This window comes from Mesorhizobium sp. M0808, assembly GCF_040320025.1.
GTDB lineage: Bacteria > Pseudomonadota > Alphaproteobacteria > Rhizobiales > Rhizobiaceae > Mesorhizobium.
In genome coordinates this window covers 343514-367059 of the sequence record NZ_JAMYOX010000002.1, presented here as the reverse complement: position 1 = coordinate 367059, position 23546 = coordinate 343514, and the positions used below count along the sequence as shown (strand labels likewise).

The following is a 23546-nucleotide window of genomic DNA, read 5'->3' as shown; positions in this document are numbered from 1 at the left end:
CGGGGCCAAACCCGTCCGATCACAACCAGAGGGAACGAAAATGAACTTCACCCGTCGCAACCTGCTGCTTCTTGCTGCTGCCATCGGCATCGCTGGCGGCCCGGCCTACGCCGAAGGCACGCTGAATGTCGGCGCCTATCCGACCAATCCGCCTTTTGAATACAAGAACGAGAGCGGCACGTTCGAGGGTTTCGAAGTCGACATCATCAATGAGGCGGCAAAGCGTATCGGCATGACCACTGATATCGCCGATCTCGGTTTCCAGGCGCTGTTCGCCGCCACCACCTCGAAGCGCATCGACGTCGCCATCTCGTCGATCACCATCACGCCGGAGCGGCTGAAGTCTCAGTCGTTCACGCAGCCCTACTATGATTCCGACATGGGCATCGCCGCGAAGGCCGACAGCCCGATCAAGGCCGAGGCCGACCTCAAGGGCAAGATCGTCGGCGTGCTGTCCGGCTCGACCGGCGAAGCCTGGGTCACGGCCCACCAGGAAGCGGACGGGTTCAGTGACGTCAAGGGCTACGACACGCAGCAGAATTTGCTGCTCGATCTCAGCTCCGGCCGCGTCGATGCGGCGGTCAGCGATATTCCGGGCTTGGAATATTCTTTCACCAGGATGAAGGATCTCGCCGTAAAAGAGCGCATCAAGACCGGCGAGCAGTACGGTCTGATGATGACCAAAGACCACCCGCTGCTCGGCAAGCTGAACGACGCGCTGACCGCGATGAAGAAGGACGGCACGCTGGCCGCGATCCACAAGAAGTGGTTCGGCAGCGACGCACCTGCCGATTCCTCGACCGTCGAGGAAATGCCTATGCCGAAGGCCTGAGCGGCAGTTCGCGCTTAAATGTCGTGCCGGCTTTCGATGCCGGCACGATGTCGGATTTCGGGCTCGGGCTCGAGCGTCGCGGGACGCCAAACGTTTCGGAAATGCTGCGATGTCGCTGCTGGACACCTTCTTCAACGCCGACGTCATGGTCTCCAGCCTGCCGGCGCTGCTGCGCGGTTTCCTGAACACCCTGCTGCTCGGAATCATGAGCATCGGCATCGGTATTCCCGTCGGCCTCGCGATCAGCCTGGTGCGGCTCTATGCGCCAAAGCCGCTTCGGCTGCTGGCTGTCGGCTACATTGACATTTTCCGGGCGATGCCGGTGCTGGTCGTGCTGATCCTGATCTACTATGCGCTGCCGTTCCTCGGTATTCGCCTGTCATCGTGGACGTCCGCGGTGATGGCCTTCGCCATCATCATGGCGGCCTATTCGGCCGAGGTGTTCCGCTCCGGTATAGAGAGCATTCCGCGCGGCCAGTTCGAGGCGGCGCAGGCGCTCGGCCTGCCGTTCTTGCTGACCTTGCGCAAGGTAGTGCTGCCGCAGGCGATCCGCGTCGTCATTCCGCCAATGACCAGCAATTGCGTTTCGATGTTCAAGGATACTTCGCTCGCTTCCACCGTGGCGCTGCCCGAACTGCTGAAGGAAGCGACCAACGCGCAATCGCTCTATGCCAATCCTTCACCGCTGATCGGCGCGGCGCTGGTCTATCTCATCTTTCTCTGGCCGATGGTCCGTCTCGTCAGCCTCCTTGAACGCCGCTTTCAAACCGAAAAGACCCGCTGAATCTGTCAGCGCACCTCGCAGGAGACGACCTTGAACCAGCATCAGATTTCGAAAACCGGCGATGCCGCAGCTTTCCCGGTCGAGACGATCCGCGCCATGTTTCCCGCCTTGCAGCAAGCCGGGGACTTCGTCTTCATGGACAATGCCGCCGGCGCGCAGATCCCGCAAAGCGTGCTCGATGCGGTCACCAACCATTTGGTCGCGCATAATGTGCAGCGCGGCGGCCGCTATGGCCGCAGCGTCACCGTCGACCAAGCCGTCGCCGGCGCTCGCGAAAGCGTGGCCTTGCTGATCAACGCCACCGACCCGGCGGAGATCTGTTTCGGCATGAACGCCACTTCGTTCATCCGCCTGGTCAGCCTCGGCATCGGCCAGATGCTTTCCGAGCGCCCAAACGGGGAGCGTGACGAGATCGTCATCACCGACATGGATCACGATGCCAATATCGCGACGTGGCTGGCGCTGGCGCCCGCCGGCGCCGAGTTCAAATGGTGGCGGATGCGCGAGGACGGCAATCTGCATGTCGACGATTTGCGCCCGCTGGTCTCAGAGCACACCCGGCTCGTCGCCTGCACGGTAACGGCGCATTCGATCGGCTCGATTGTCGACGTTGCCTCCGTGGCTGGGATTGCGCATGCGGCAGGCGCCGAAGTGTTCCTCGACTGCGTGCATTTTGGGCCGCACGGGTTGATCGATGTGCAGGCCTGGGATTGCGACTATCTGGTCTGCTCCGGCTACAAGAATTTCTCGCCGCATATGGGCTTCCTGTGGGGCCGCTTCGAAACTCTGAAGCGCCTGCCGACCTTCCGCGAAGATTTCATCCCCGACGAGCCGCCCTACAAGATCGAGGCCGGTACCTTCATTTACGAGAACGTCTCCGGCATGGATGCCGCGGTGCGCTACCTCGAATCGATCGGCCGCAATTTCTTGTCAGAGAATAACCGGTCGCGCCGCGACAACATCGTCGCCGGCATGAATGCCATCCGCGACTACGAACAGGTGCTGGCGCGCGAAATGCTGGCGGTGCTCAAAGATTGCGGCGCGACGATCTACGGCGTGGCCGAAGAGGCACGCCTCAGCGAGCGCGTGCCGACCTTCTGCTTCAATGTCGGCACGCTGTCGCCGCAGAGGATCGTCGAGGAAATGGCCGAGATGCAGATCGGCATTCGCGACGGCCACATGTATGCGCCGCGTCTGATGAAGCGGCTCAACCTCAGCATGGACAGCGGCGCCGTGCGCGCCTCGCTGGTGCATTACAATACGATCGAGGAAGTCCGGCGCTTCGGCGAGGCGCTGCGCACCATCATCGCCCGGCTGTCCTGATCGGACTGGGCGGCGGCGCCGGCGCGATCCTCGTGAAGCGCAAAGGCGGTCGCACCCGGGTTCTCCAAGCCGGGGCGCAATTGCATGCTTGGGATCAAGTAATCGCCGCCATTCTGCTGCCGATAACGAATGGGCCGGATTGTCTCGAGCGTTCGCATCCTTTCGCGCAGTCGCTCCGCGACAGGCTCGAAATCCGCCTCCCCGAAACGGTCCACCCTGTAAACCACGAACGGCGGAAGCACGTCGTAGCCCGGATAGTATAGAATCCCGTGATTGATCGGGAACAGCAGGTCGTCGATCGGGCCGTTGACGCCGCGGGCGGAATAATGCTCCTCCCAGCCGCCGGTGGTCACGATCAGCATTGCGCGCTTGCCGGCGAGCGTTCCCTCACCAAAGCGGTCACCCCACCGCTTGTCGCTGTGCTCGCCAACGCCATAGGCGAAGCCGTAGGCGTACACGCGATCGACCCAGCCCTTGAGGATCGCCGGCATGGCGTACCACCACAGCGGGAACTGGAGGATCAGGGTATCGGCCCATAGCAGCTTGTCGATCTCCACTTTGACGTCTTCGGTCAGAGTGCCGCTCGCAAAAGCTTTTTTGGAGGCGCCGGCCGGCAGGAAGCGTGCTTCAGGCGGCCACGACGGAAAGTCGGCACGGTCTACCTCGGCTTTCCAGCCATCGGCGTAGAGGTCAGACACCCGCACCTCATGGCCTTGGGCCTCAAGTTCCCCGATGGCGACGTCACGCAGTGCGCCGTTGAGCGAACGCGGTTCAGGATGAGCAAAAACAAGCAGGACTTTCATGGGTCTACTCCGAAGAAGGACGATAGACACCAAAGGTAGCCAGCTGTGGGCTGATCCACTATATGTAGGAAATGTATAAGATAATGCCGAATAATGGATAGATCGGACGTCACCCTTGAGCGCATGCGCACCTTCGTTCGCGTCGCCGAGCGCGGCAGCCTCTCGGCGGTGGCGCGCGAGCTCGGAGTTGGGCAGTCGACGGTCACACGGCATTTGCGAGAACTCGAGGAGGCCGTCGGAGTGCCCTTGCTCAGCAGGACCACCCGGCGCGTCACGATGACCGATGAAGGCAGCCGTTACTATGCCGACAGCGTCCAGATCCTGCGCCTCGTCGAGCAGGCCGGCGATGAGGCGCGGGGCACGCGCGGCGCGTCAGCCGGCACGATCCGGATATCCTGCACGGCGGCGCTCGGGGTCTTACATGTCAGCCGGCTGATCTTCGCCTTTCAGGACCGCTATCCCTACATCGGCATCGATCTCAGCCTTACCGACGAGCGCATCAACCTTGTGCGGGAGGGCGTCGACATCGCGCTTCGCCTCGGCCCGCTCACCGACAGCTCAATGAAACTGCGGGCGCTCGGGCAATCCCGGCGTCTGCTGGTGGCGGCGCCGGCCTATCTGGCGGCGCGGGGCAGACCGGCTGTCCCGCAGGATCTGCCTGGCCATGAAGGCATCCGGATGTCGAACATCGCGGGAAGCGACACGCTCACCTTGCAGGGGCCGGGCGACGAGACCTTTGCGGTGCCCTTTGGCGGCAGATTTCTGGTCGACCATGGGCTTGCTGCGCGCGAAGCCCTTGTCGCCGGACGCGGCATCGCACCCGCCCACCACTGGCTTGTCGATGATCTTCTGGCGGCCGACCGGCTGGAAGTGGTCCTGCCGGGCTATTTTCCGCCTCCCGTCCCGCTGAGCATGCTAATCGTTCCGGAGCGTGCGGGCATTGCCCGGGTGCGGCTGCTGGTCGACTTTCTCGCCGAGCAGATCTCCGGCATTCCGGGGATCGAGAAGCGGTAGCCGGCCGGCAAACCTCGCCGGATCAGGCGGCCTTCTTCTTGGCCAACCGTGCCTTGATGCTGGCAACGTCGGCACGCGGCGTCGCCGCGAACAGCGTCCTGGTGTAGCTGTGCTTGGGGTCGGCGAAGACCTCGTCGCGCGAGCCGTATTCGACCGCTTCGCCGAAGTACATTACCATCACGTCGTCGGCGATGTAGCGCACCACCGACAGGTCGTGGCTGATGAAAACATAGGTTAGCTGAAACTCGTCCTGCAGGTCGGCGAGCAGGTTCAGCACCTGCGCCTGCACCGAAAGATCAAGTGCCGAGACCGGCTCGTCCAGCACCAGAAGGCTGGGGTTGAGCATCAGCGCGCGGGCGATGGCGATCCGCTGGCGCTGGCCGCCCGAAAACATATGCGGGTAGCGATTAAAGTGCTCGGGGCCGAGACCGACCTTCTTTAGCATCTTCATGGCAAGATCGCGCCGCTCGTCGGCCGTGCTGTCGGTATTGATGAGCAGCGGCTCGCCAAGCACGTCGCCGATCTTCTGGCGTGGATTGAGCGAACCATAAGGGTTCTGGAAGACGATCTGGACCTTGCGGCGCATTTCCTTCGACAGGCCGTTCCTGCCGATGTCTACCTTCTTGCCGTCGATGAAAAGCTCGCCGGAGGTCGCCGGGTCGATCAGGGTGATGATGCGGGCGAGTGTTGACTTGCCGCAGCCGCTCTCGCCGACGATGGCCAGCGTCTTGCCCTTGTCGACGCTGAACGAAACACCCTTGACCGCATGAACCGTACGGGAGGGGCGGAAAAGCCCGCCACCGACATGATAGTCGCGCACGATGTTCTTGCCTTCGACTACGGTCACGCTCATGAGGCGGTTCCTCCTGCGGACCGGGCTGCGACTACAGATGGGGCCGGCTCAAACAGCATGTCGGAAACAGTAGGCAACCGGTCGCCGACGGCGTTTTCGGGCAGTGCCGACAGGAGCGCGCGCGTGTAGTTGCTCTTGGGGGACTCGAACAGCGACAGCACGTCGGCCTCTTCCATCTTGCGGCCCTTGTACTGGACGATGACACGGTCGGCGGTCTCGGCAACCACCCCCATATTGTGGGTGATCATGATCAGGCCCATGCCATATTTGGCCTGCAGGCCGACCAGCAGATCGAGGATCTGCTTCTGGATGGTGACGTCGAGCGCCGTGGTTGGCTCGTCGGCGATCAAAAGCTTGGGATTACAGGCGATGGCGATGGCGATCATGACGCGCTGACACTGACCACCCGACATCTGGTGCGGGAAGGAGCCCAGCCGTTCCTCGGGGTCGGCGATGCCGACCAACTTCATCAATTCGATGGCACGCGCCCGGCGCTGGGCGCGGTCCATGCCCATATGGAAGCGCAGCACCTCCTCGATCTGGAAGCCGACGGTGAAGCACGGGTTGAGGCTGGCGACCGGCTCCTGGAAGATCATCGAAATGTCCTTGCCGACGATCTTGCGCCGCTCGGATGGGCCGAGCTTGAGCAGGTCGATGCCGTCGAAGGCCATGCGGTCGGCCCTCACTGTCGCGGTATTGGGCAAAAGCCCCATCACCGCCAGCATCGCCACCGACTTGCCCGAACCGGATTCGCCGACGATCGCCAGCACCTCGCGCGGTTCGACCGACAGGTCGATGCCTTGTACCGCCATGAATGGTCCAGCGGCGGTGTCGAAGGAAACGGTCAGGTTCTTGATCTCGAGAAGAGGCATTGGATTATGACCTCTTCAGCTTGGGATCGAAGGCATCGCGCAAGCCATCGCCGATCAGATTGATGGCAAGCACAGTGATCAGGATAGCAAGGCCGGGGAAGGTCACCACCCAAGGCGCGCGCAGGATGAACTCGCGCGCCGAGGCGAGCATCGTGCCCCATTCCGGCGTCGGCGGCTGCGCACCGACACCGAGGAAGCCGAGCGCCGCAGCCTCGAGAATAGCGTTGGAGAAGGACAACGTCGCCTGCACGATCAGCGGTGCCAGGCAGTTCGGCAGGATCGTCCTCACCATCAAGCGAAGATGACCGGCACCAGCCACCTTGGCGGAGATGACATATTCGCGGTTCTTTTCGGCCATCACGGCGGCGCGGGTGAGGCGCGCAAAATGCGGCTGCAGCACCAGCGCGATCGCCAGCATGGCATTGAAAAGGCCGGGGCCAAGGATCGCCACCAGCACCAGCGCCAGAAGCAGCGACGGGAAGGCCAGGATGATATCCATGATGCGCATGATCAGCGTGTCGACCCAGCCGCGGAAATAGCCGGCGAGCACGCCAAGCACGATGCCGCTGGTGAGCGAGAAGACAACGACCACCAGACCGATGAACAGCGAGAAACGCGCCCCGAAGATCAACCGTGAAAGCATGTCGCGGCCGACCGCGTCGGTGCCGAGCAGGAACATCGATTTGCCGCCTTCCTGCCAGGCAGGGGGTGCCAGCAGCGCATCGCGAAACTGCTCGTCGGGCGAATGTGGGGCGACGAACGGCGCAAAGATCGCCACCAGCACCAGCGCCGAAAACACGACAAGGCCGATGACCGCGCCGGTGTTCATCGAGAAGTAGTGCCAGAACTCGGCGAAAGCCCGTTGCCTGCCGCCTGTCGGGATGGAGGCGGCGGTAGCTTCGGCGGCGGATTCGTCGGTCATCTCACTGCACCCGGATGCGCGGATTGATGACGGCGTAGAGCACGTCGACGATCAGGTTCACCGCCATGACGATCAGCGCGATGATCAGCAATCCGCTCTGGACGACGACATAGTCGCGCTTGCCGATGGCATCGATCATCCATTTGCCGATGCCCGGCCAGGAAAAAATGGTCTCGGTCAGAATGGCGCCCGCCATCAAGGTGCCGACCTGCAGTCCAATGGTGGTGACTACCGGGATCAGCGCGTTGCGAAAAGCGTGCAGACCGATGACGCGGCGCGGCGCCAGGCCCTTGGCGCGCGCGGTGCGGACATAGTCCTCGCCCAGCACCTCGAGCATCGCCGAGCGCGTCTGGCGCGCTATGACGGCAAGCGGGATCGTCGCCAGCACGATCGACGGCAGGATCAAATGGCTGACGGCAGATTTGAAAGCGCCGCTCCTGCCGGAGATCAGGCTGTCGATGAGCATGAACCCGGTCGTCGGCCTGAAGAAATACTGCAGGCCGATGCGGCCGGAAACCGGCGTCCAGCCGAGATAGCCGGAGAAGAAGATAATGAGCAGCAACCCCCACCAGAAGATCGGCATCGAATAGCCGGTCAGCGCGACACCCATCGTCGCCTGGTCGAACCACGAGCCGCGCTTGACCGCGGCGAAGATACCGGCAGGAATGCCGAGCAGGACGGCGATGATCAACGCCACTGTCGCCAGTTCCAGCGTGGCTGGAAACAGCGCCTGGAATTCGCCGAGCACTGGCCGCTTGGTGGCAATAGATATGCCGAAATCGCCGGTCAGGACCCTGCCGATATATTCCAGGTATTGGATGACATAGGGCCGGTTGTAGCCAAACTGCTCGATGAGCTGGGCGTAGCGCTCGGGGCTGACGCCGCGCTCGCCCGCCAGGGCCAGGATAGGATCGCCGGGCAGAAGCCGGACGAAAGCAAACGCCGCCAGCGATATGCCGAACACGGTCGGGATGATCAAAGCGAGCTTGTGGAGGAGATAACGGAGCATCTTGCTTCATAGAACGGCGGCGCGGGAAGTCCAGCGCCGCCGTTCAATTTCTCAGGACTTATTCGGTGACGTCGACGCCGTCAAACCGATGAATGCCGAGCGGGTCCATAACGAAGCCCGACACCTTCTTGTTCATCGGCATGAAGACCTTGGAGTGGGCGATGGTCAGCCACGGAGCCTCACGCTTGAACACCACCTGAGCTTCCTCGTAGATCTTGGTGCGCTCAGCGACGTCCGTCGTCGCCTTGCCTTTTTTCAGCAGGGCTTCGAATTCCTGGTTGCACCAGATCGCATAATTGGACTGGCCGATGGCATCGCAACCGAGCAGGAAAAAGAAGTTGTCCGGATCGCCATTGTCACCGGTCCACCCCAGTTGGAAGGCGCCATCGCGATCCTTAGCCTTGCCGCGCTGGCGATACTCGGTCCATTCGTAACTGACGATCTCCGCCTTGACCCCGACGGCGGCATAGTCGGCCTGGATCAACTCGGCGACGCGCTGGGCGTTCGGGTTGTAGGGGCGGCTGACCGGCATAGCCCAGATCTTCATCGACAGATCCTTGACGCCTGCATCGGCCAGCATCTTCTTGGCCGCCTCCGGATCATAGGGATCGTCCTTGATGTCCTTGTTATAGGACCACATGGTCGGCGGGATCGGGTTGATGGCCGGCGCACCGGCGCCCTGATAGACCGCGTCGATGATCGCCTTCTTGTTTACCGCCATGTTGAGGGCCTTGCGGACCTCGACCTTGTCGAAGGGCGGCTGCGTCGTGTTGTAAGCCATGTAGCCGATGTTCAGGCCTTCCTGCTCGTCGACCTTGAGGTTCGCGTCGGCCTGCAGTCCGGCAATGTCGGCCGGCGCCGGGTATGACATGATATCGCATTCGCCCGCCTTCAGCTTCTGCGCGCGCACGGCGGGGTCGGGCGTGATGGCGAAGATCAGATCATCGATCTTCTGGCGGCCGCCATAGTAGCCGTCCCATGCTGCATAGCGCACGACCGCATCGACCTGATAGTCGACGAACTGGAACGGACCAGTGCCGACCGGCTTCTGGGTGAACTGCTGCCTGGTGCCGGCCTTGTCGAGCTGGTCGGCATATTCCTTGGAAACGATCGAGGCGAAATCCATGCCGAGGTCCGGCAGGAACGCGACTTCAGGCTTGTTCAGCACGAATTTCACCGTCAGGTCGTCGACCTTGACGATTTCCTTCAGGAGATCGGGGAAGCCCATGCCGGTGAAATATTCCCAGCCGGTGCCTTCCAGATAGCTGTACCACGGGCTTTCTTTCTTCCACTGGCGTTCGAAGGAAAAGATCACGTCGTCGGCGTTGAGGTCGCGCGTCGGCGTGAAATAATCGGTCGTCTGGAATTTCACACCCGGGCGAAGCTTGAAGATGTATTCGAGACCGTCGTCGGAAACCGTCCAGCTCTCGGCCAGGCCGGGCGAGATGGTGGTCTTGCCATGCTCGAACTCGACCAGGCGCGAATAGATGGTGCGCGACGAGGCATCGAAGTCGTTGCCGCCGCTCCATGGCGACGGGTCGAAGCCGGCCGGCGAAGCCTCCGAGCAATAGACCAGTTGTTTTGCATTGGCCACGCCGCCGAGGACGCTTGCAGCCAGCAACGCGGCTGCAAAAGTCAGTTTCTTTTTCATTGAGCACTCCCTGATGTTCTTCCAAGCCCCTCTGTCAGGCTCGCGAAGGCCGCATATAAGCACCGTTTTTCTAGCTTTGGAACTGCTTGTTTGCCTAACCCACGGGAAGCAGAAAAAAATTCCGGCACGCGGCAAATTGTGGAAAAAACGAGCCGAATCCGCAGATCACGACATTATTAGCGACTTCAATTTTTTGTTGATCGGTAATGCCGCCGATTGGGGGAATCGAGCCGTTCGGTTCAAGAGATGCGCGTCCGAAAACCGGTCGCGGCCAAGAGGTTTGACGGCAAGTCTTGCCGCACTCCAGGTGGCGAGGCTTGCACGGCCGCCGCTTGTGGCAATACATAGATAGATGGGCAGCGTGCCGGATTTTCCCAGGTTCCGGATATTGCGGCAAGCGGTGGGATATCTTTGTTGATCAGGCGGTGGTGGCGCGCAAGCATGCCGAAACAATAAGAACGATTGAGGGAGCGACAGGTGGCAAAACCGGCAAAGACAACCAACGCGGCGAAAGCAAAGGCCGAGGCAACATCGAAAGCGGTCAAGCCAAAAGCGGCCGCCGCCAAGCCGACGGCTACCGCGAAGGCAAGCGCGAAGCCGGCGGCGAAGACCACGGCTGGAACGGCTGCTAAACCGGCAACAGGCAAGACTGCGCCTGCTGCAAAATCTGCCGCCAAGCCGGCGGCGAAGGCAGTGCCGACAGCGCCACGACCGCCGGCAGGTCCGGCCAAGAGATTACCGAGGGCGATCACCGCACTGGCCGCTGGCCTGCCTGAAAAACCGTGGCTCCAGAGTTACCCAAAGATCGTGCCGGCCGAGATTGGCGACCTGCCCTCCAGTTCGATCGGCGACTTTCTCGTCGCCGTGTGCAAGCAGTTTGCGAATCGGCCGGCCTTCGTCTGCATGGGCAAATCGATCACCTATGCCGACCTCGAGCGACAGTCGGCCGCCTTCGGCGCCTATCTGCAATCAACGGGGCTGCAGAAGGGCGCGCGCGTCGCCCTGATGATGCCGAATGTGCTGCAATATCCGGTGGCGATTATGGCAGTGCTTCGCGCCGGCTATGTCGTGGTCAACATCAATCCGCTCTACACGCCGCGCGAGCTGGAGCACCAGCTCAAGGATTCCGGCGCTCAAGCCATTGTCATCCTCGAAAATTTTGCCTGCACCCTGCAGGCGGTGATCGCCAGGACCGCAGTCAAGCATGTCGTGGTCGCCTCGATGGGCGACATGCTCGGCGGGCTCAAGGGAACGATCGTCAACTTCGTTGTACGCCGCGTCAAGAAGATGGTGCCGGCATGGTCGCTGCCCGGCCATGTCAAGTTCAACGCCGCGCTGAAGGCCGGCACCGGCATGGCCTTCAGGCCCGCAAAGGTCGCGGCCGACGACATCGCCTTCCTGCAATACACGGGCGGCACGACCGGCATCTCCAAGGGCGCGATGCTTTTGCACAGCAACATTTTGGCGAACGTCGCGCAGAACGCGCTGTGGGCCGAAGACGCTTTTACCGTCAAGCCGAAGCCGGCGCATCTGAACTTCCTCTGCGCGCTGCCGCTCTATCACATTTTTGCGCTGACGGCGAACGTGCTGGTAGGCATGCAGCAAGGCGCGCAGAATGTCCTCATCCCCAATCCGCGCGACATTCCCGGCTTCGTCAAGGAGCTGCAGAAATACCCGATCCACATCTTTCCGGGCCTCAACACGCTGTTCAATGCGCTGCTCAATAATGAGGATTTTCGCAAGCTCGATTTCAAGCCGCTGATCCTGACGCTGGGTGGCGGCATGCCGGTGCAGAGGGCCATCGCCGAACGCTGGAAGGCGCTGACCGGCTGCCCGATCAGCGAGGCCTACGGGCTCACCGAGACCTCGCCGGGGACAACCATCAACAAATTCAGCGACGGCGTTTACACCGGTACGATCGGCCTGCCGCTGCCCTCGACCGAGATCGCCATCCGCGACGACGACGGCAACAATTTGCCGCTCGGCGAAGTCGGCGAAATCTGCATCCGCGGACCGCAGGTGATGGCCGGCTACTGGAACCGGCCGGACGAGACCGCCAAGGTGATGACTGAGGACGGCTTCTTCAAATCGGGCGACATGGGCTTCATGGACGAGCTTGGCTACACCAAGATCGTAGACCGCAAGAAGGACATGATCCTGGTTTCCGGCTTCAACGTCTATCCGAACGAACTCGAGGAAGTGGTGGCGCAGCATCCAGGCGTACTCGAAGTGGCGGCGATCGGCGTGCCGGACGAGCATTCGGGTGAAGTGCCGAAGCTGTTCGTCGTCAAGAAGGACCCGGCACTGACCGCCGACATGCTGACGGCTTATTGCCGCGAGAACCTGACCGGCTATAAGCGTCCCAGGTATATTGAGTTCCGCACCGAGCTGCCGAAGACACCGGTCGGCAAGATCCTGCGACGGGCGTTGCGGGGCTAGGCGCAGCTTGAGCGATTGCATCGCCGGCGCCAACGCCGTGAGTATAGGTTCGCGCCCGGACCCGGCAGAGTTCATCCGGGCGAACATGCGGATCGCCCCCGTGCCCGCGCTTCCCGAAATTCGGCTTTACACCGCCCATCCGGGAAGCGGGCTCAGGCGGCTTCTCGAATGGAACCAACATGCGACCGAAAAAGACGGACCTGAACCGGAGCCACCGTACTGGGCCTATGTCTGGGCCGGCGGCGCGGTGCTCGCCCGCTACATATTCGACCGGCCGGAGACCGTGGCCGGCCGTCGCGTGCTCGACCTCGGCGCCGGTTCGGGTCTCGTCGGCATTGCAGCGGCAAAAGCCGGGGCAAGCGCGGTCGTCGCGGCCGAGATCGATCGCAATGGTGTGGTTGCGCTCGGTCTCAACGCGACTGCGAACGGCGTCGCTATCATGATCATTGGCGAAGACATCACCAGCGGTCCGCCGCCACCGGTGGATGTCGTGGTGGTCGGCGACCTGTTTTACGCCCATGATCTTGCCGGCCGGGCCCTTTCTTTCCTCGACCGCTGCCTTGCAGCCGGCATCGCCGTGCTGATCGGCGATCCGGGCCGCGCCTATCTGCCCCGCTCGCGGCTTCGCCTGCTGGCCGAATACGAGGTGCCGGATGTCGGCGAAGGCAGGAATGCGGCGATGAAACCGAGCGGCGTGTTCTCGTTCGAACCAGCTAGCTGCGAGTCTAGACTGTCTCGCTGACCCGCGCCGCTAGAAAATCGGGCAGATCGGCAACTGAATCGAGGATGACGTCTGCGATCTGCGACAGCGATTCACGTGTGCCGGTGCCGGACAGCACGCCAATCGCCAGGCCACAGCCGCCGGCGCGCGCCATTTCCAGATCGTGGCGATTGTCGCCGACCATTGCGATCGCCGCCGGCCTGAGCCCTGTCAGGTCCGAGAAGGCAAGGATCGTATCCGGCGCCGGTTTTGGATTGGCCACCGCATCGTAACCATAGGCGGCGTCGAAAAGCTGCGCGACGCCCAGCGTGACCAAGGTTTTTTCCGCGCCGCTGGTCGAGTCGTTGGTGGCGACGCCAAGCCGGTAGGATTTTCTGTGAAGCAGCCCAAGCGTCTCGACCACACCCGGCAGCGCCACCGCCATTGCCGATCCTTGCGCCGAAGTGATGGCGTTGAAGCGGGCGACGGCAAGCATCTGGTCCTCGTCGGACAGCCGTGGAAACCACAGCTCGACGACGTCCATGTTGGTACCGGAGGCAAAAATCGAATCCGGCTTGAAGCGCTTGGTGGCGAAGTCGAAGCCCGCCGCCGCAAGCAGCCTGTCTGCTTTCCACCGATCGCCTTCGGCCGCATCCATCGCCATGAAGTCGGCGATGCCCAGCCATGTCGCGTTGAAATCCACGAGCGTGCCGTCCTTGTCGAACAATATTCCCTTAATGTCCGCCAAGCTTTTCACTCCGGGCCGCGCAAGCGGTGGATGTATTCCACCAGTCCGGCAGTCGAGGCATCCCGCTTTGCGGCGTTCTCCTTGCCTTCAACGACGGGCAGCAGCCCGGTCGCCAGTTCCTTGCCGAGTTCGACGCCCCATTGGTCGAAGGAGTTGATGTTGAACAGCGTACCTTCGACAAAGACGCGGTGTTCGTAAAGCGCAATCAGCCGTCCGAATGTATGCGGGTCGAGCTTTCTGTAGAGAATCGTCACCGAGGGGCGGTCGCCGGAGAAGACGCGGTGCGGAGCAATCCTGTCGACATCGGCGGGCTTCATGCCTTTCGCCAGCATCTGCGCGCGGGCTTCCTCAAGCGTGCGGCCCTTCATGAAGGCTTCCGACTGCGCCAGGCAATTGGCAAGCAGAAGGTCGTGGTGATGCTTCAGCTCCGGTTCGTGGCCGACGGCAGCGGCGAGGAATTCGACCGGAATGAAATCGGTGCCCTGATGCAGCAACTGGAAGAAGGCATGCTGGCCATTGGTGCCGGGCTCGCCCCAGACCAGCGGGCCGGTCGGCGTCGTTACAGCGCCGCCGTCCAGGGTGACGCTCTTGCCGTTCGATTCCATGTCGAGCTGCTGCAGATAGGCCGGTAGCCTGGACAGACGCTGATCGTAGGGGATGACGGCGCGAGCGGGGTATTTGCAGATCACGCGGTGCCACCAGCCAATCAGCCCCATCAGCGCCGGCAGGTTCTTCGCCAGCGGCGCGGTGCGGAACTGCTCGTCCATCTCATGGGCGCCGTCGAGAAAGGCGTGAAAATCCTTCGGGCCGATGGCGATCATCACCGGCAGACCGATCGCACCCCAGACGGAATAGCGGCCGCCGACCCAGTCCCAGAAGCCGAAGACGCGATCGGGCGCGATGCCGAATTTGGCGACCAGGTCGAGCGCCGTCGAGACGGCGGCGAAATGCTTGCCGACCGCTTCCTTGCCGAGCGCCTTCTCGACCCATCTGCGCGCGGTTTCGGCATTGGTCATCGTCTCGACCGTGGTGAAGGTCTTGGAGGCGATGATGAACAGGGTGGTTTCGGCGGAAAGACCCTTCAGCGTGTCGTGGATATGGGCACCGTCGATATTGGATACGTAATGCGCGCGCGGCCCGTCATGATAGGGCGCCAGCGCCAGCGTCGCCATGGCCGGGCCGAGATCGGAGCCGCCGATGCCGATGTTGACGATGTCGGTGATTTTCTTGCCGGTCGCGCCGGCCGCCTTGCCGGAACGCACCGCGTCGGCGAAGGCGCCCATCGCGTCGAGTACGGCAAGGACTTCCGCCTTCACGTCCTGGCCGTCGAGCACAATGCCCTTGCCGGTCAGGTTGCGCAGCGCCGTGTGCAGCACGGCACGGCCTTCAGTGACGTTGATCTTCTTGCCGGCAAACATCGCGTCGCGCCGGCCTTCGAGGTCAGCGGCCTCAGCCAGCTTCTCCAGCAACTCCATAGTCCGCGCATCGACCGCGCATTTCGACCAGTCGAGCAGCAGGTCGCCGTCACTGGCGGAGAATTTCTCGAAGCGCTGCGGATCGGCAGCGAAAGCCTCGCGCATCGAGCCCGATTTGGCCGCACGATGATCGCGCAATGCGTCGAGCTGCTTTTGAAAGGACGATTGATCCACTGCTTCGCTCCGGTCTCTTGAGATGCATCTTATCAGGCCGGATGTTTCCGGCGCGTGTCGTCGCGGCAAACTATCGGGTCGAATTCCATCTGTTTCAATGCGCAGCGATGCCGCAGCGCAGCGTGGGCCGGCTCAAAGGATCACTGGCATAAATCCCAGCGATCAGAAAAATTGATTGGCGCAACACCTTGTGCCACCGGTACATTCGACTGGTCCAGCCAAGTGAAAAAAGCTGGCCATCGAGGAACATCTCCCATGCCACAGCGAAACGACACGGCCATATGGTCCGGCCTGTTCCGGATTTCGGCGGAATCCGGTCAGACCCTGCAGGCGCAGATCCGCCAGGCGATCGTCGCCGCCATCCTCGACCGGCAGATCGCGGCTTCCATGCCGCTTCCGTCCTGCCGGATTCTTGCCGAAAAACTCGGCGTGGCGCGCGGCACCGTGGTGCTGGCCTTCCAGCAGCTGGTCGATCAGGGCTTCCTGGTGGCGCGCGAGCGCCGCGGCCATTTCGTCAATCCCGAAGTGCTGGCGACGCCGGCCAAGCCGCATCAGAAGGCGCCCGACCAGGCCAACGAGATCGACTGGAAGGCGCGTCGGCAGATCGCGGCGAGCGACATGCCGCCGCCGGCCAAGCACGACAACTGGATCAAGTCGTCATACCCCTTCGTCTATGGCCAATTCGACCCGGCGCTGTTCCCGACCGCCGAATGGCGCGAGTGCAACCGCATGGCGTTGGCGGTGCTCGAAATCCGCAACTGGGCATCCGACATGGTCGACCGCGACGATCCGCTCCTGATCGAGCAGATCCAGGCACGGCTGCTGCCGCGACGCGGCATCTTCGCCAATCCGGACGAGATCATCGTGACGTTGGGCGCGCAGAACGCGCTTTACATGCTGGCGACGCTGTTGATGACCAAGGGCTCCAAGGTGGCGATGGAGGACCCGGGCTATCCCGATGCACGTTCGATCTTCCGGCTGGCCGGCGCCGAGATCCAGCCGGTTCCGGTCGACCACTCCGGCATCGTAACCTCGGCCATTCCCAATGATTCCGGCTTCGTCTTCGTCACGCCCAGCCACCATTGCCCGACCATGGTGCCGCTGTCGGCAGAGCGGCGGCAGGAGCTTTTGGCGCGCGCCAACCGGCACAACCAGATCATCATCGAGGACGGATATGACAGCCAGCTCCTGGACGAGGCGCCGCAGCAGGCGCTGAAGAGCCTCGATCGCTCCGGCCGCGTCGTCTATGTCGGCTCGATGTCGAAGACGCTGGCTCCCGGCCTCAGGCTCGGCTACATCGTCGCCTCGGCCGGGCTGATCTCCGAGCTTCGGGCGCTACGCCGCTTCATGCTGCGCCATCCGCCGGCGAACAACCAGCGCGCCGTCGCATTGTTCCTGTCGCTCGGCCATCACGAGGCGCTGGTGCGGCGGCTGTCGAGCGCCTTCGACGAGAGGCGCAAGCGTCTGGTCCATGCGATTTCCGCCTTCCTGCCGGAGTGGCGCTCGACCGATTCGGCCGGCGGCACGTCGCTCTGGCTCGAGGGGCCGCGCGGCACCGATTCGCGCGGGCTGGCGGAGGCCGCGGCCTCGCGCAGCGTCATCATCGAGCCTGGCGACCGCTTCTTCGACCGCACCGAAAAGCCATCGCGTTTCATGCGCTTGGGCATTTCCTCGATCGCGTTGCAGCACATCGAACCCGGCATCCGCGAACTGGCGACGGCAGCTGGACGCAGGCCGGCAGCGGCCTGATCTCCCTTCCCCGACCGGAGCCTGGCGCATGTAGTGCGGCGCCGGTTCTTTAGCTCCTTGGCATATGCGACGGGACCGGCTGGCACATAGGCTGTGCCAATGCCGGCGGCATAGTCGCTGTATAGAGGGGACGAAGCAGGCCGATGGTGGACCAACCGCCGCGCCCGCTCCGCAGCTAAAGTTGGAGTGCCTTCATGCCAATGGCCCATGAGAAGCAGGACGTGTCCGCAGACCAGCGTTCGCGGCGGTCCGGCGGGCGCGAGGCGCGCCGCGCCATGCGGGCGGCACCGCTTGCCGACGACGTCAAGCCGGTGCGTGCCGGCCTCGAAGGCGGAAGCTACAGCCCGCTCAGCGGCAGCGATTGCGAACGTATCCACGAGGCCGTGCTTACCCTTCTTGAGACGGTCGGCTTCGCCAACGCCATCCCCTCCTGCATCGAGGCGCTGACCAAAGCCGGCGCGACCTTCAGTGAGGACGGCCGCCTGCGCTTTCCTCGCGGCCTTGTGCTCGACACCATCAAGAACGCGGCGCGGCATTTCACCCTCCACGGCCAGGATCCGAAGCACGACATGGTGATCCAGGGCAAGCGTGTGCACTACGGCACGGCCGGTGCTGCGGTGCATCTTGTCGATGTCGAAAAGCGTGAGTATCGCGAGTCGCTGCTGCAGGACATTTATGATGCCGCGCGCCTAGTCGAAGGGCTCGACAACATCCATTTCTTCCAGCGGCCGATGGTGCCGCGCGACATTCCCGACCCGCTCGATATGGATTTCAACACGCTCTACGCCTGCGTCATGGGCACGTCGAAGCATGTCGGCACCTCGTTTACCGTGCGTGAGAACGTCAAGCCGGCGCTCGACATGCTCTATGCGATCGCGGGCGGCGAAGAGAATTTTCGCGCGCGGCCTTTCGTCTCCAATTCGAACTGCTTCGTCGTGCCGCCGATGAAGTTTGCCGAGGACGCCTGTGGCGTTCTCGAAGCCTGCGTCGAGGGCGGCATTCCGATCCTGCTGCTGTCGGCAGGACAGGCGGGTGCGACGGCACCGGCGGCGATTGCCGGCGCCGTGGTGCAGGCGGTCGCCGAAGTGCTCGTCGGCCTCATCTACGTCAACGCCATCAAGCCAGGCCATCCGGCGATTTTCGGTACCTGGCCGTTTGTCTCGGATCTCCGGACCGGCGCCATGTCGGGCGGTTCGGCCGAGCAGGCGGTGCTGACCGCGGCCTGCGCGCAGATGGCGCAATTTTACGACCTGCCGGGCGGTTCGGCCGCCGGCATGACAGATTCGAAACTGCCTGATATTCAGTCCGGCTACGAAAAGGGCATAACCGACGTGATGGCCGGTCTTGCCGGCCTCAACCTGGTTTACGAATCGGCCGGCATGCACGCCTCGCTGCTCGGCTTTTGCCTTGAGAGCCTGATCATCGACAACGACATGCTCGGCCACTGCCTGCGCTGCGTGCGCGGCATCGAAGTGACGGACGAGTCGCTGTCGATCGACACGATTGCCGATGTCTGCCTGAAGGGCCCGGGCCATTATCTCGGCAACGAGCAGACGCTGCGGCTGATGCAGACCGAATATTTCTATCCGGCCGTCGGCGACCGCTTTTCGCCGAAGGAATGGAATGAGAAAGGCAGGCCCGATATCCTGCAGCGGGCGATCGTCGAGAAGAAACGCGTGCTTGCCGAACGCTTCCCGCGCCATGTGCCAAAGCCGGTCGACGACAAATTGCGCGCCCGCTTCGGCGATATGATCAAGCTGCCGCGCGGCAGAATGGGCGGCTGAGCGTTACCCGCTCGCCGCCAGCAACAAGACACCGGCCAGCGCCGATCCGGCAAGCGTCGGCAGCATACCGATCTTCAGCTTCAGAATGGCGATCATCGAGGCACAGGAAAGCAGCGCCGCGCGCCAGTCTATCGATGAAAGCACCGGCACGTCCATTCCAAGCCCGACATTGCGCACTTCGCCGAAGATGACGTGCAAGCCGAACCATAGAGCGAGATTCATGATGACGCCGACGACGGCGGCGGTGATCGCACCGAGCGCCGCCGACAGCGCCTTGTTGCCGCGCAGCGCTTCGATGTAAGGCGCCCCAAGGAATATCCATAGGAAACATGGGGTAAACGTCGCCCACAGCGTGAACAGCCCGCCAAACAGTCCGGCAAGCAGCGGCGCCAGCAAGCCCGGCTGGCGGAACGCGGCAACGAAGCCGACGAACTGCAAGACCAGGATGAGCGGACCCGGCGTGGTTTCGGCAAGTCCGAGGCCGTCGACCATTTCACCGGGTGCCAGCCAGCCGAAGTACTCGACCGCTGCCTGCGCGACATAGGCAAGGGCTGCGTAGGCGCCGCCGAAGGTGACGACCGCCATGACACTGAAGAAGCCACCGATTTGAGTCCAAACGCTGGCAGGGCCGGTGAAAGCCCAGACCAGCAGAACAGGCCCCAGCCAGATCGGCAGCCAGATCGCCAAAGTGCGCGGCGCGTGCCATCGTGTCGGCCTGACGTGGGTCAGTTCACCGCGCTCGAACATCAGATCGACCACGCCCTTTATGTCGGGAACATCGCCCTTGCCATGCGAGGCGCTGGAAAAAACTGCCGGCGCACTACGGTTGCCGATCCAGCCTGCCAGCCCGGCAAGCAGCACGATCAGCGGAAACGGCACGTTCAACGCGTAGATGGCGATGAAGGCGGCGAGTGCGATCGACACCATGACCGGGTTTTTCAGCGCGCGTCTGCCGATCCGGATCACCGCCTCGATGACAATGGCGAGCACGGTCGCCTTGACCCCGAAAAACAGCGCCGCGACGAGTGGTACATCGCCATAGAGCGCATAGAGGCTGCTCAGGACGAGCATGACAAGCGCGCCCGGCACGACGAAGAGGAGGCCGGCAACAAGGCCGCCGACCGTTTTGTGCAGCAACCAGCCGATATAGATGGCGAGTTGCTGGGCCTCGGGGCCAGGGAGCAGCATGCAGTAGTTCAACGCATGCAGAAAGCGCTGTTCCCCGATCCAGCGCCGTTCCTCGACCAGTTCCTTGTGCATGAGCGCGATCTGCCCGGCCGGGCCGCCAAAGCTGAGCACGCCGATTTTCGCCCAGACCTTCACGGCCTGCCGGAAGCTCGGCACAGCGGGCTCCTGGATCTCCGCCGGCTTTTTCGAAAAGACGGCGCTCACGATGGTTTGCCTGCGCCGAGACTGACTGCGCCGGCGACCGGCCAGTTATGCGTCTCCTCGGTGGCATCGCGGCACCAGCGGAAGAACGCATCGTAAAGCAGCATGCCGGCCTCGAGCTGCTCCAGATCGTCGCGAAACATCCGTGACAGGCCAAGCGAGGCGGCCAGGAACCCGGCCGCCTGTGGAACAAGATCGAGGCTCGCAGTATCGGCAGCGCGTATGATCGTGGCCAGGCGATCGAGCGCTTCGGATTTGAGCCCGAACTCCTCGATCATGGTGTCGAAGGTGCAGCGTTCGCCGCGGTGGCTCCAGAACACGTTCTCGATGTCGAAAGGGATGGCCTGAAAGCGATCGGCGACGGCCGCCACTTCGGCCGGCTCGACGAAGAGAAAGACCGCGTGAGGATCGATGAAGCGCCGGATCAGCCAGGGGCAGGCGATGCGATCGACCTTCGGGCGCGTACGCGTTACCCAAACGGTGCGGCCCTTGGCATCGGCGGGCGGTATCTTATCGGCGTGAACGAGAAGGCCCTTGGCATCGCGCCATGCTTCAAACCCGCCATCGAGCGATTCGGCGGCAACGCCCTCCTGCCGTAGCCATGCGGCCACGCCTTGCGAGAGCTTTTTTCCCTGTTGGCAGACGACTGTCACTTGCCTGCCGACGAAGTCGGCAGCCCAGTTCGAGACACTCCTGAAATCACAACGATCCGACCCCGGCAGCAGGCGCGGATCGGCGTTGTAGTCATCGTCGATGCGGACGTCGATGATTGCGGGTGCACCCGGCAGCCCAATCAGACGGGACAGTTGCGATACAGTGATAGCGGTTGTTGACGGCATGGCGTCCACCTCCTTGAAAGAGAAGCTTGGACGCGAACGTTGGGCTGACGCCTCACGGGGTCGTCGCGATGCACCCCTTGTGATGATCGTGGATTTGTCACGCCCGCTTGTCAAGCATTGCCGTTCTCGCGGGAGCAATCGCTGTTGACAAATGACCGCGTCCAACCCTGTGCCGGGCATTTCTGCCCATTAACGGCAGGCTATCGCAGGTGGAAAGCCGAGGCTTTCGCTCTACGATGTACCCCCACCCCTACCCCTCCTGGCGCTGACCTCGGCAAATTGCCTGCACCGGCGGCTGGCTCGTGCGACGGACCCTGGTCAGTGATTGTCCCTCGGCACGCCGCTTGTATGAGCCACATCCTGGTATTTCACCGCCGGCTTCAGCACCATGCCTTCGGAAAACTGGTCGACCATGCCGCGCTGGATTTCCTGCCAGGGCGTCTGGTGCTTCGGATACTGATAGCCGCCATTGTTTTGCAGCTCGGCGCGGCGCCGCGTGATCTCGTCGTCGCTGACGAGGATGTCGGCGGTGCCCTTGCGCAGGTCGATGCGGACGCGGTCGCCGGTCTTCAGCAGCGCCAGGCCGCCGCCGATGGCGGCTTCCGGCGAGGCGTTGAGGATCGACGGCGAGCCCGACGTGCCCGACTGGCGACCGTCGCCGATACAGGCCAGCGCGTGGATGCCCTTTTTGATCAGATAGGCAGGCGGCTGCATGTTGACGACTTCGGCGCCGCCGGGATAGCCGATCGGGCCGGCGCCGCGCATGAACAGGATGGTGTGCTCGTCAATTCCCTGTGCCGGGTCGTCGATGCGGGCGTGATAGTCCTCGGGGCCGTCGAAGACCATGGCGTTGCCCTCGAAGGCTTCGGGGTCCTTCGGGTTCGACAGATAGCGCTCGCGGAATTCGGGCGAGATGCCGCTGGTCTTCATGATCGCCGAATCGAACAGATTGCCCTTGAGATTGATGAAGCCGGCATTGGCTTTCAGCGGCTCGGCAACCGTGCGGATGACGTCGAGGTTCTCGTTGACGGCGCCGCTGCAATTGTCGCCGATGGTCTTGCCGTTAGCTGTCATGGCTTCCGGATAGGGCAGCAGGCCGCCCTTCATCAGTTCGGCGACCACGGCCGGCACGCCGCCGGCATGGTGATAGTCCTCGCCGAGATATTCGCCCGTCGGCTGCAGATTGACGATGAGCGGTATGTTGAGGCCGACCTTCTGCCAATCGTCATTGTCGAGCGGCACGCCGAGATGGCGGGCGATGGCGTTGAGGTGGATCGGCGCATTGGTCGAGCCGCCGATCGCCGAGTTGACGACGATGGCGTTCTCGAAGGCCTTACGGGTCATGATGTCGGAGGGCTTCAGATCCTCATGCACCATGTCGACGATGCGCTTTCCGGTCTCGTAGGCGATCTGGCCGCGCTCGCGATAGGGGGCGGGGATAGCGGCCGAGCCCGGCAATTGCATGCCGAGCGCCTCGGCCAGCGAATTCATCGTGGTGGCGGTACCCATCGTGTTGCAATAGCCGGTCGACGGCGCCGAGGAGGCAACGATATCCATGAACTCGTCATAGCCAATCTCGCCGGCCGACAGGCGCTGGCGCGATTCCCAGACGATGGTGCCGGAGCCGGTGCGCTTGCCCTTGTGCCAGCCGTTGAGCATCGGGCCGACCGAAAGCGCGATAGCCGGAATGTTGACGGTGGCCGCGGCCATCAGCATGGCCGGCGTCGTCTTGTCGCAGCCGATGGTGAGCACCACGCCGTCGAGCGGATAGCCGTAGAGCACCTCTACCAGGCTGAGATAGGCAAGGTTGCGGTCAAGTGCAGCAGTCGGCCGCTTGCCGGTCTCCTGGATCGGGTGGCAAGGGAACTCGAAAGGGATGCCACCCATCGAGACGATGCCTTCGCGCACGCGCTTGGCCAGTTCGATGTGATGGCGGTTGCAGGGCGACAGGTCCGAGCCGGTCTGGGCGATGCCGATCAGCGGCTTGCCGGACATCAGTTCGGCCCGCGTCAGCCCGTAATTCAGGTAGCGCTCCAGATAGAGTGCCGTCATGCCCGGATTGTCGGGATTGTCGAACCACTCCTGCGAGCGAAATTTTTTCTTGTGGGTGGGGGCGCCTGCCATCGTGGTCTCCGTATTTGTATGACAAATCGATATGACAACGCGCGGGAGCAGGCAAGGGGCAC

At 62.8% G+C, this 23546-nt stretch carries 20 protein-coding genes; 8 read left to right on the top strand and 12 right to left on the bottom strand.

Annotation, left to right across the window (positions count from 1 at the left end):
• The first annotated feature begins 40 nt into the window (after positions 1 to 40).
• From NKI25_RS04760 to NKI25_RS04750, 3 genes are all read left to right on the top strand, one after another.
• On the top strand, positions 41 to 832 hold the full coding sequence (locus NKI25_RS04760; RefSeq protein ID WP_352998216.1) for an ABC transporter substrate-binding protein: 792 nt from the start codon (positions 41 to 43) through the stop codon (positions 830 to 832).
• Between the two features lie 109 nt (positions 833 to 941).
• The gene (locus NKI25_RS04755) at positions 942 to 1616 is read left to right on the top strand and encodes an amino acid ABC transporter permease (protein ID WP_292656040.1); all 675 of its coding nucleotides are present in this window, start codon (positions 942 to 944) and stop codon (positions 1614 to 1616) included.
• A 30-nt stretch (positions 1617 to 1646) separates the two neighbouring features.
• Complete coding sequence (locus NKI25_RS04750) at positions 1647 to 2939, top strand: cysteine desulfurase-like protein (RefSeq protein WP_352998215.1); 1293 nt, start codon at positions 1647 to 1649, stop codon at positions 2937 to 2939.
• On the opposite strand, the gene NKI25_RS04745 is transcribed toward NKI25_RS04750, so the two are convergent.
• Positions 2870 to 3742 (bottom strand): NAD(P)H-dependent oxidoreductase, encoded by an 873-nt coding sequence (locus tag NKI25_RS04745; protein WP_352570262.1) that lies wholly within the window; start codon positions 3740 to 3742, stop codon positions 2870 to 2872. The genes NKI25_RS04750 and NKI25_RS04745 overlap by 70 nt on opposite strands.
• A 93-nt stretch (positions 3743 to 3835) precedes the next feature.
• On the opposite strand from NKI25_RS04745, the gene NKI25_RS04740 reads away from it, so the two are divergent.
• Entirely contained in the window at positions 3836 to 4756 is a 921-nt protein-coding gene (locus tag NKI25_RS04740; RefSeq protein ID WP_352570260.1) for a LysR family transcriptional regulator, read from the top strand.
• A gap of 22 nt (positions 4757 to 4778) precedes the next feature.
• On the opposite strand, the gene NKI25_RS04735 is transcribed toward NKI25_RS04740, so the two are convergent.
• The 6 genes from NKI25_RS04735 to NKI25_RS04710 all read right to left on the bottom strand — a co-directional run bounded on the left by NKI25_RS04735 (position 4779) and on the right by NKI25_RS04710 (position 10710).
• Positions 4779 to 5609, bottom strand: a complete 831-nt coding sequence (locus NKI25_RS04735; RefSeq protein ID WP_023676825.1) for a dipeptide ABC transporter ATP-binding protein — start codon at positions 5607 to 5609, stop codon at positions 4779 to 4781.
• A complete protein-coding gene (locus NKI25_RS04730) occupies positions 5606 to 6481 on the bottom strand; it encodes an ABC transporter ATP-binding protein (RefSeq protein ID WP_023676824.1) in 876 nt (291 codons plus the stop codon). The genes NKI25_RS04735 and NKI25_RS04730 overlap by 4 nt, the downstream gene beginning before the upstream one ends.
• 4 nt (positions 6482 to 6485) lie before the next feature.
• Complete coding sequence (locus NKI25_RS04725; protein ID WP_023676823.1) at positions 6486 to 7403, bottom strand: ABC transporter permease subunit; 918 nt, start codon at positions 7401 to 7403, stop codon at positions 6486 to 6488.
• Position 7404: 1 nt separating this feature from the next.
• A complete protein-coding gene (locus tag NKI25_RS04720; RefSeq protein WP_023676822.1) occupies positions 7405 to 8412 on the bottom strand; it encodes an ABC transporter permease subunit in 1008 nt (335 codons plus the stop codon).
• 58 nt (positions 8413 to 8470) lie between these two features.
• Entirely contained in the window at positions 8471 to 10063 is a 1593-nt protein-coding gene (locus NKI25_RS04715; RefSeq protein WP_352826843.1) for an ABC transporter substrate-binding protein, read from the bottom strand.
• A gap of 239 nt (positions 10064 to 10302) precedes the next feature.
• Positions 10303 to 10710 carry a hypothetical protein gene (locus tag NKI25_RS04710; RefSeq protein ID WP_352826841.1) on the bottom strand — a complete coding sequence of 136 codons (408 nt, stop codon included), beginning with the start codon at positions 10708 to 10710 and terminating at the stop codon, positions 10303 to 10305.
• Between the two features lie 46 nt (positions 10711 to 10756).
• Between NKI25_RS04710 and NKI25_RS04705 the strand changes: the two genes are divergently transcribed.
• Both NKI25_RS04705 and NKI25_RS04700 read left to right on the top strand, forming a co-directional pair.
• On the top strand, positions 10757 to 12502 hold the full coding sequence (locus NKI25_RS04705) for a long-chain fatty acid--CoA ligase (RefSeq protein ID WP_352826840.1): 1746 nt from the start codon (positions 10757 to 10759) through the stop codon (positions 12500 to 12502).
• Positions 12503 to 12587: 85 nt separating this feature from the next.
• Positions 12588 to 13244, top strand: a complete 657-nt coding sequence (locus NKI25_RS04700; protein WP_352826839.1) for a class I SAM-dependent methyltransferase — start codon at positions 12588 to 12590, stop codon at positions 13242 to 13244.
• On the opposite strand, the gene NKI25_RS04695 is transcribed toward NKI25_RS04700, so the two are convergent.
• Both NKI25_RS04695 and pgi read right to left on the bottom strand, forming a co-directional pair.
• Complete coding sequence (locus NKI25_RS04695; RefSeq protein WP_352591240.1) at positions 13228 to 13950, bottom strand: HAD family hydrolase; 723 nt, start codon at positions 13948 to 13950, stop codon at positions 13228 to 13230. The genes NKI25_RS04700 and NKI25_RS04695 overlap by 17 nt on opposite strands.
• A 5-nt stretch (positions 13951 to 13955) precedes the next feature.
• Positions 13956 to 15599 (bottom strand): glucose-6-phosphate isomerase, encoded by a 1644-nt coding sequence (pgi, locus tag NKI25_RS04690; protein WP_352826837.1) that lies wholly within the window; start codon positions 15597 to 15599, stop codon positions 13956 to 13958.
• Positions 15600 to 15854: 255 nt separating this feature from the next.
• On the opposite strand from pgi, the gene pdxR reads away from it, so the two are divergent.
• Both pdxR and NKI25_RS04680 read left to right on the top strand, forming a co-directional pair.
• On the top strand, positions 15855 to 17348 hold the full coding sequence (gene pdxR / locus NKI25_RS04685; RefSeq protein WP_023676815.1) for a MocR-like pyridoxine biosynthesis transcription factor PdxR: 1494 nt from the start codon (positions 15855 to 15857) through the stop codon (positions 17346 to 17348).
• A gap of 194 nt (positions 17349 to 17542) precedes the next feature.
• Positions 17543 to 19132 (top strand): trimethylamine methyltransferase family protein, encoded by a 1590-nt coding sequence (locus NKI25_RS04680; RefSeq protein ID WP_352826836.1) that lies wholly within the window; start codon positions 17543 to 17545, stop codon positions 19130 to 19132.
• A 3-nt stretch (positions 19133 to 19135) separates the two neighbouring features.
• Here NKI25_RS04680 and chrA read toward each other — a convergent pair whose 3' ends face one another.
• The 3 genes from chrA to NKI25_RS04665 form a co-directional block, all read right to left on the bottom strand.
• Positions 19136 to 20524: a chromate efflux transporter gene (gene chrA / locus NKI25_RS04675; protein ID WP_352998214.1), complete on the bottom strand. Its 1389-nt coding sequence runs from the start codon at positions 20522 to 20524 to the stop codon at positions 19136 to 19138.
• On the bottom strand, positions 20521 to 21360 hold the full coding sequence (locus tag NKI25_RS04670) for a chromate resistance protein ChrB domain-containing protein (protein ID WP_352826833.1): 840 nt from the start codon (positions 21358 to 21360) through the stop codon (positions 20521 to 20523). The genes chrA and NKI25_RS04670 overlap by 4 nt, the downstream gene beginning before the upstream one ends.
• A 318-nt stretch (positions 21361 to 21678) precedes the next feature.
• A complete protein-coding gene (locus NKI25_RS04665; protein WP_352577478.1) occupies positions 21679 to 23484 on the bottom strand; it encodes an IlvD/Edd family dehydratase in 1806 nt (601 codons plus the stop codon).
• Positions 23485 to 23546 lie beyond the last annotated feature (62 nt).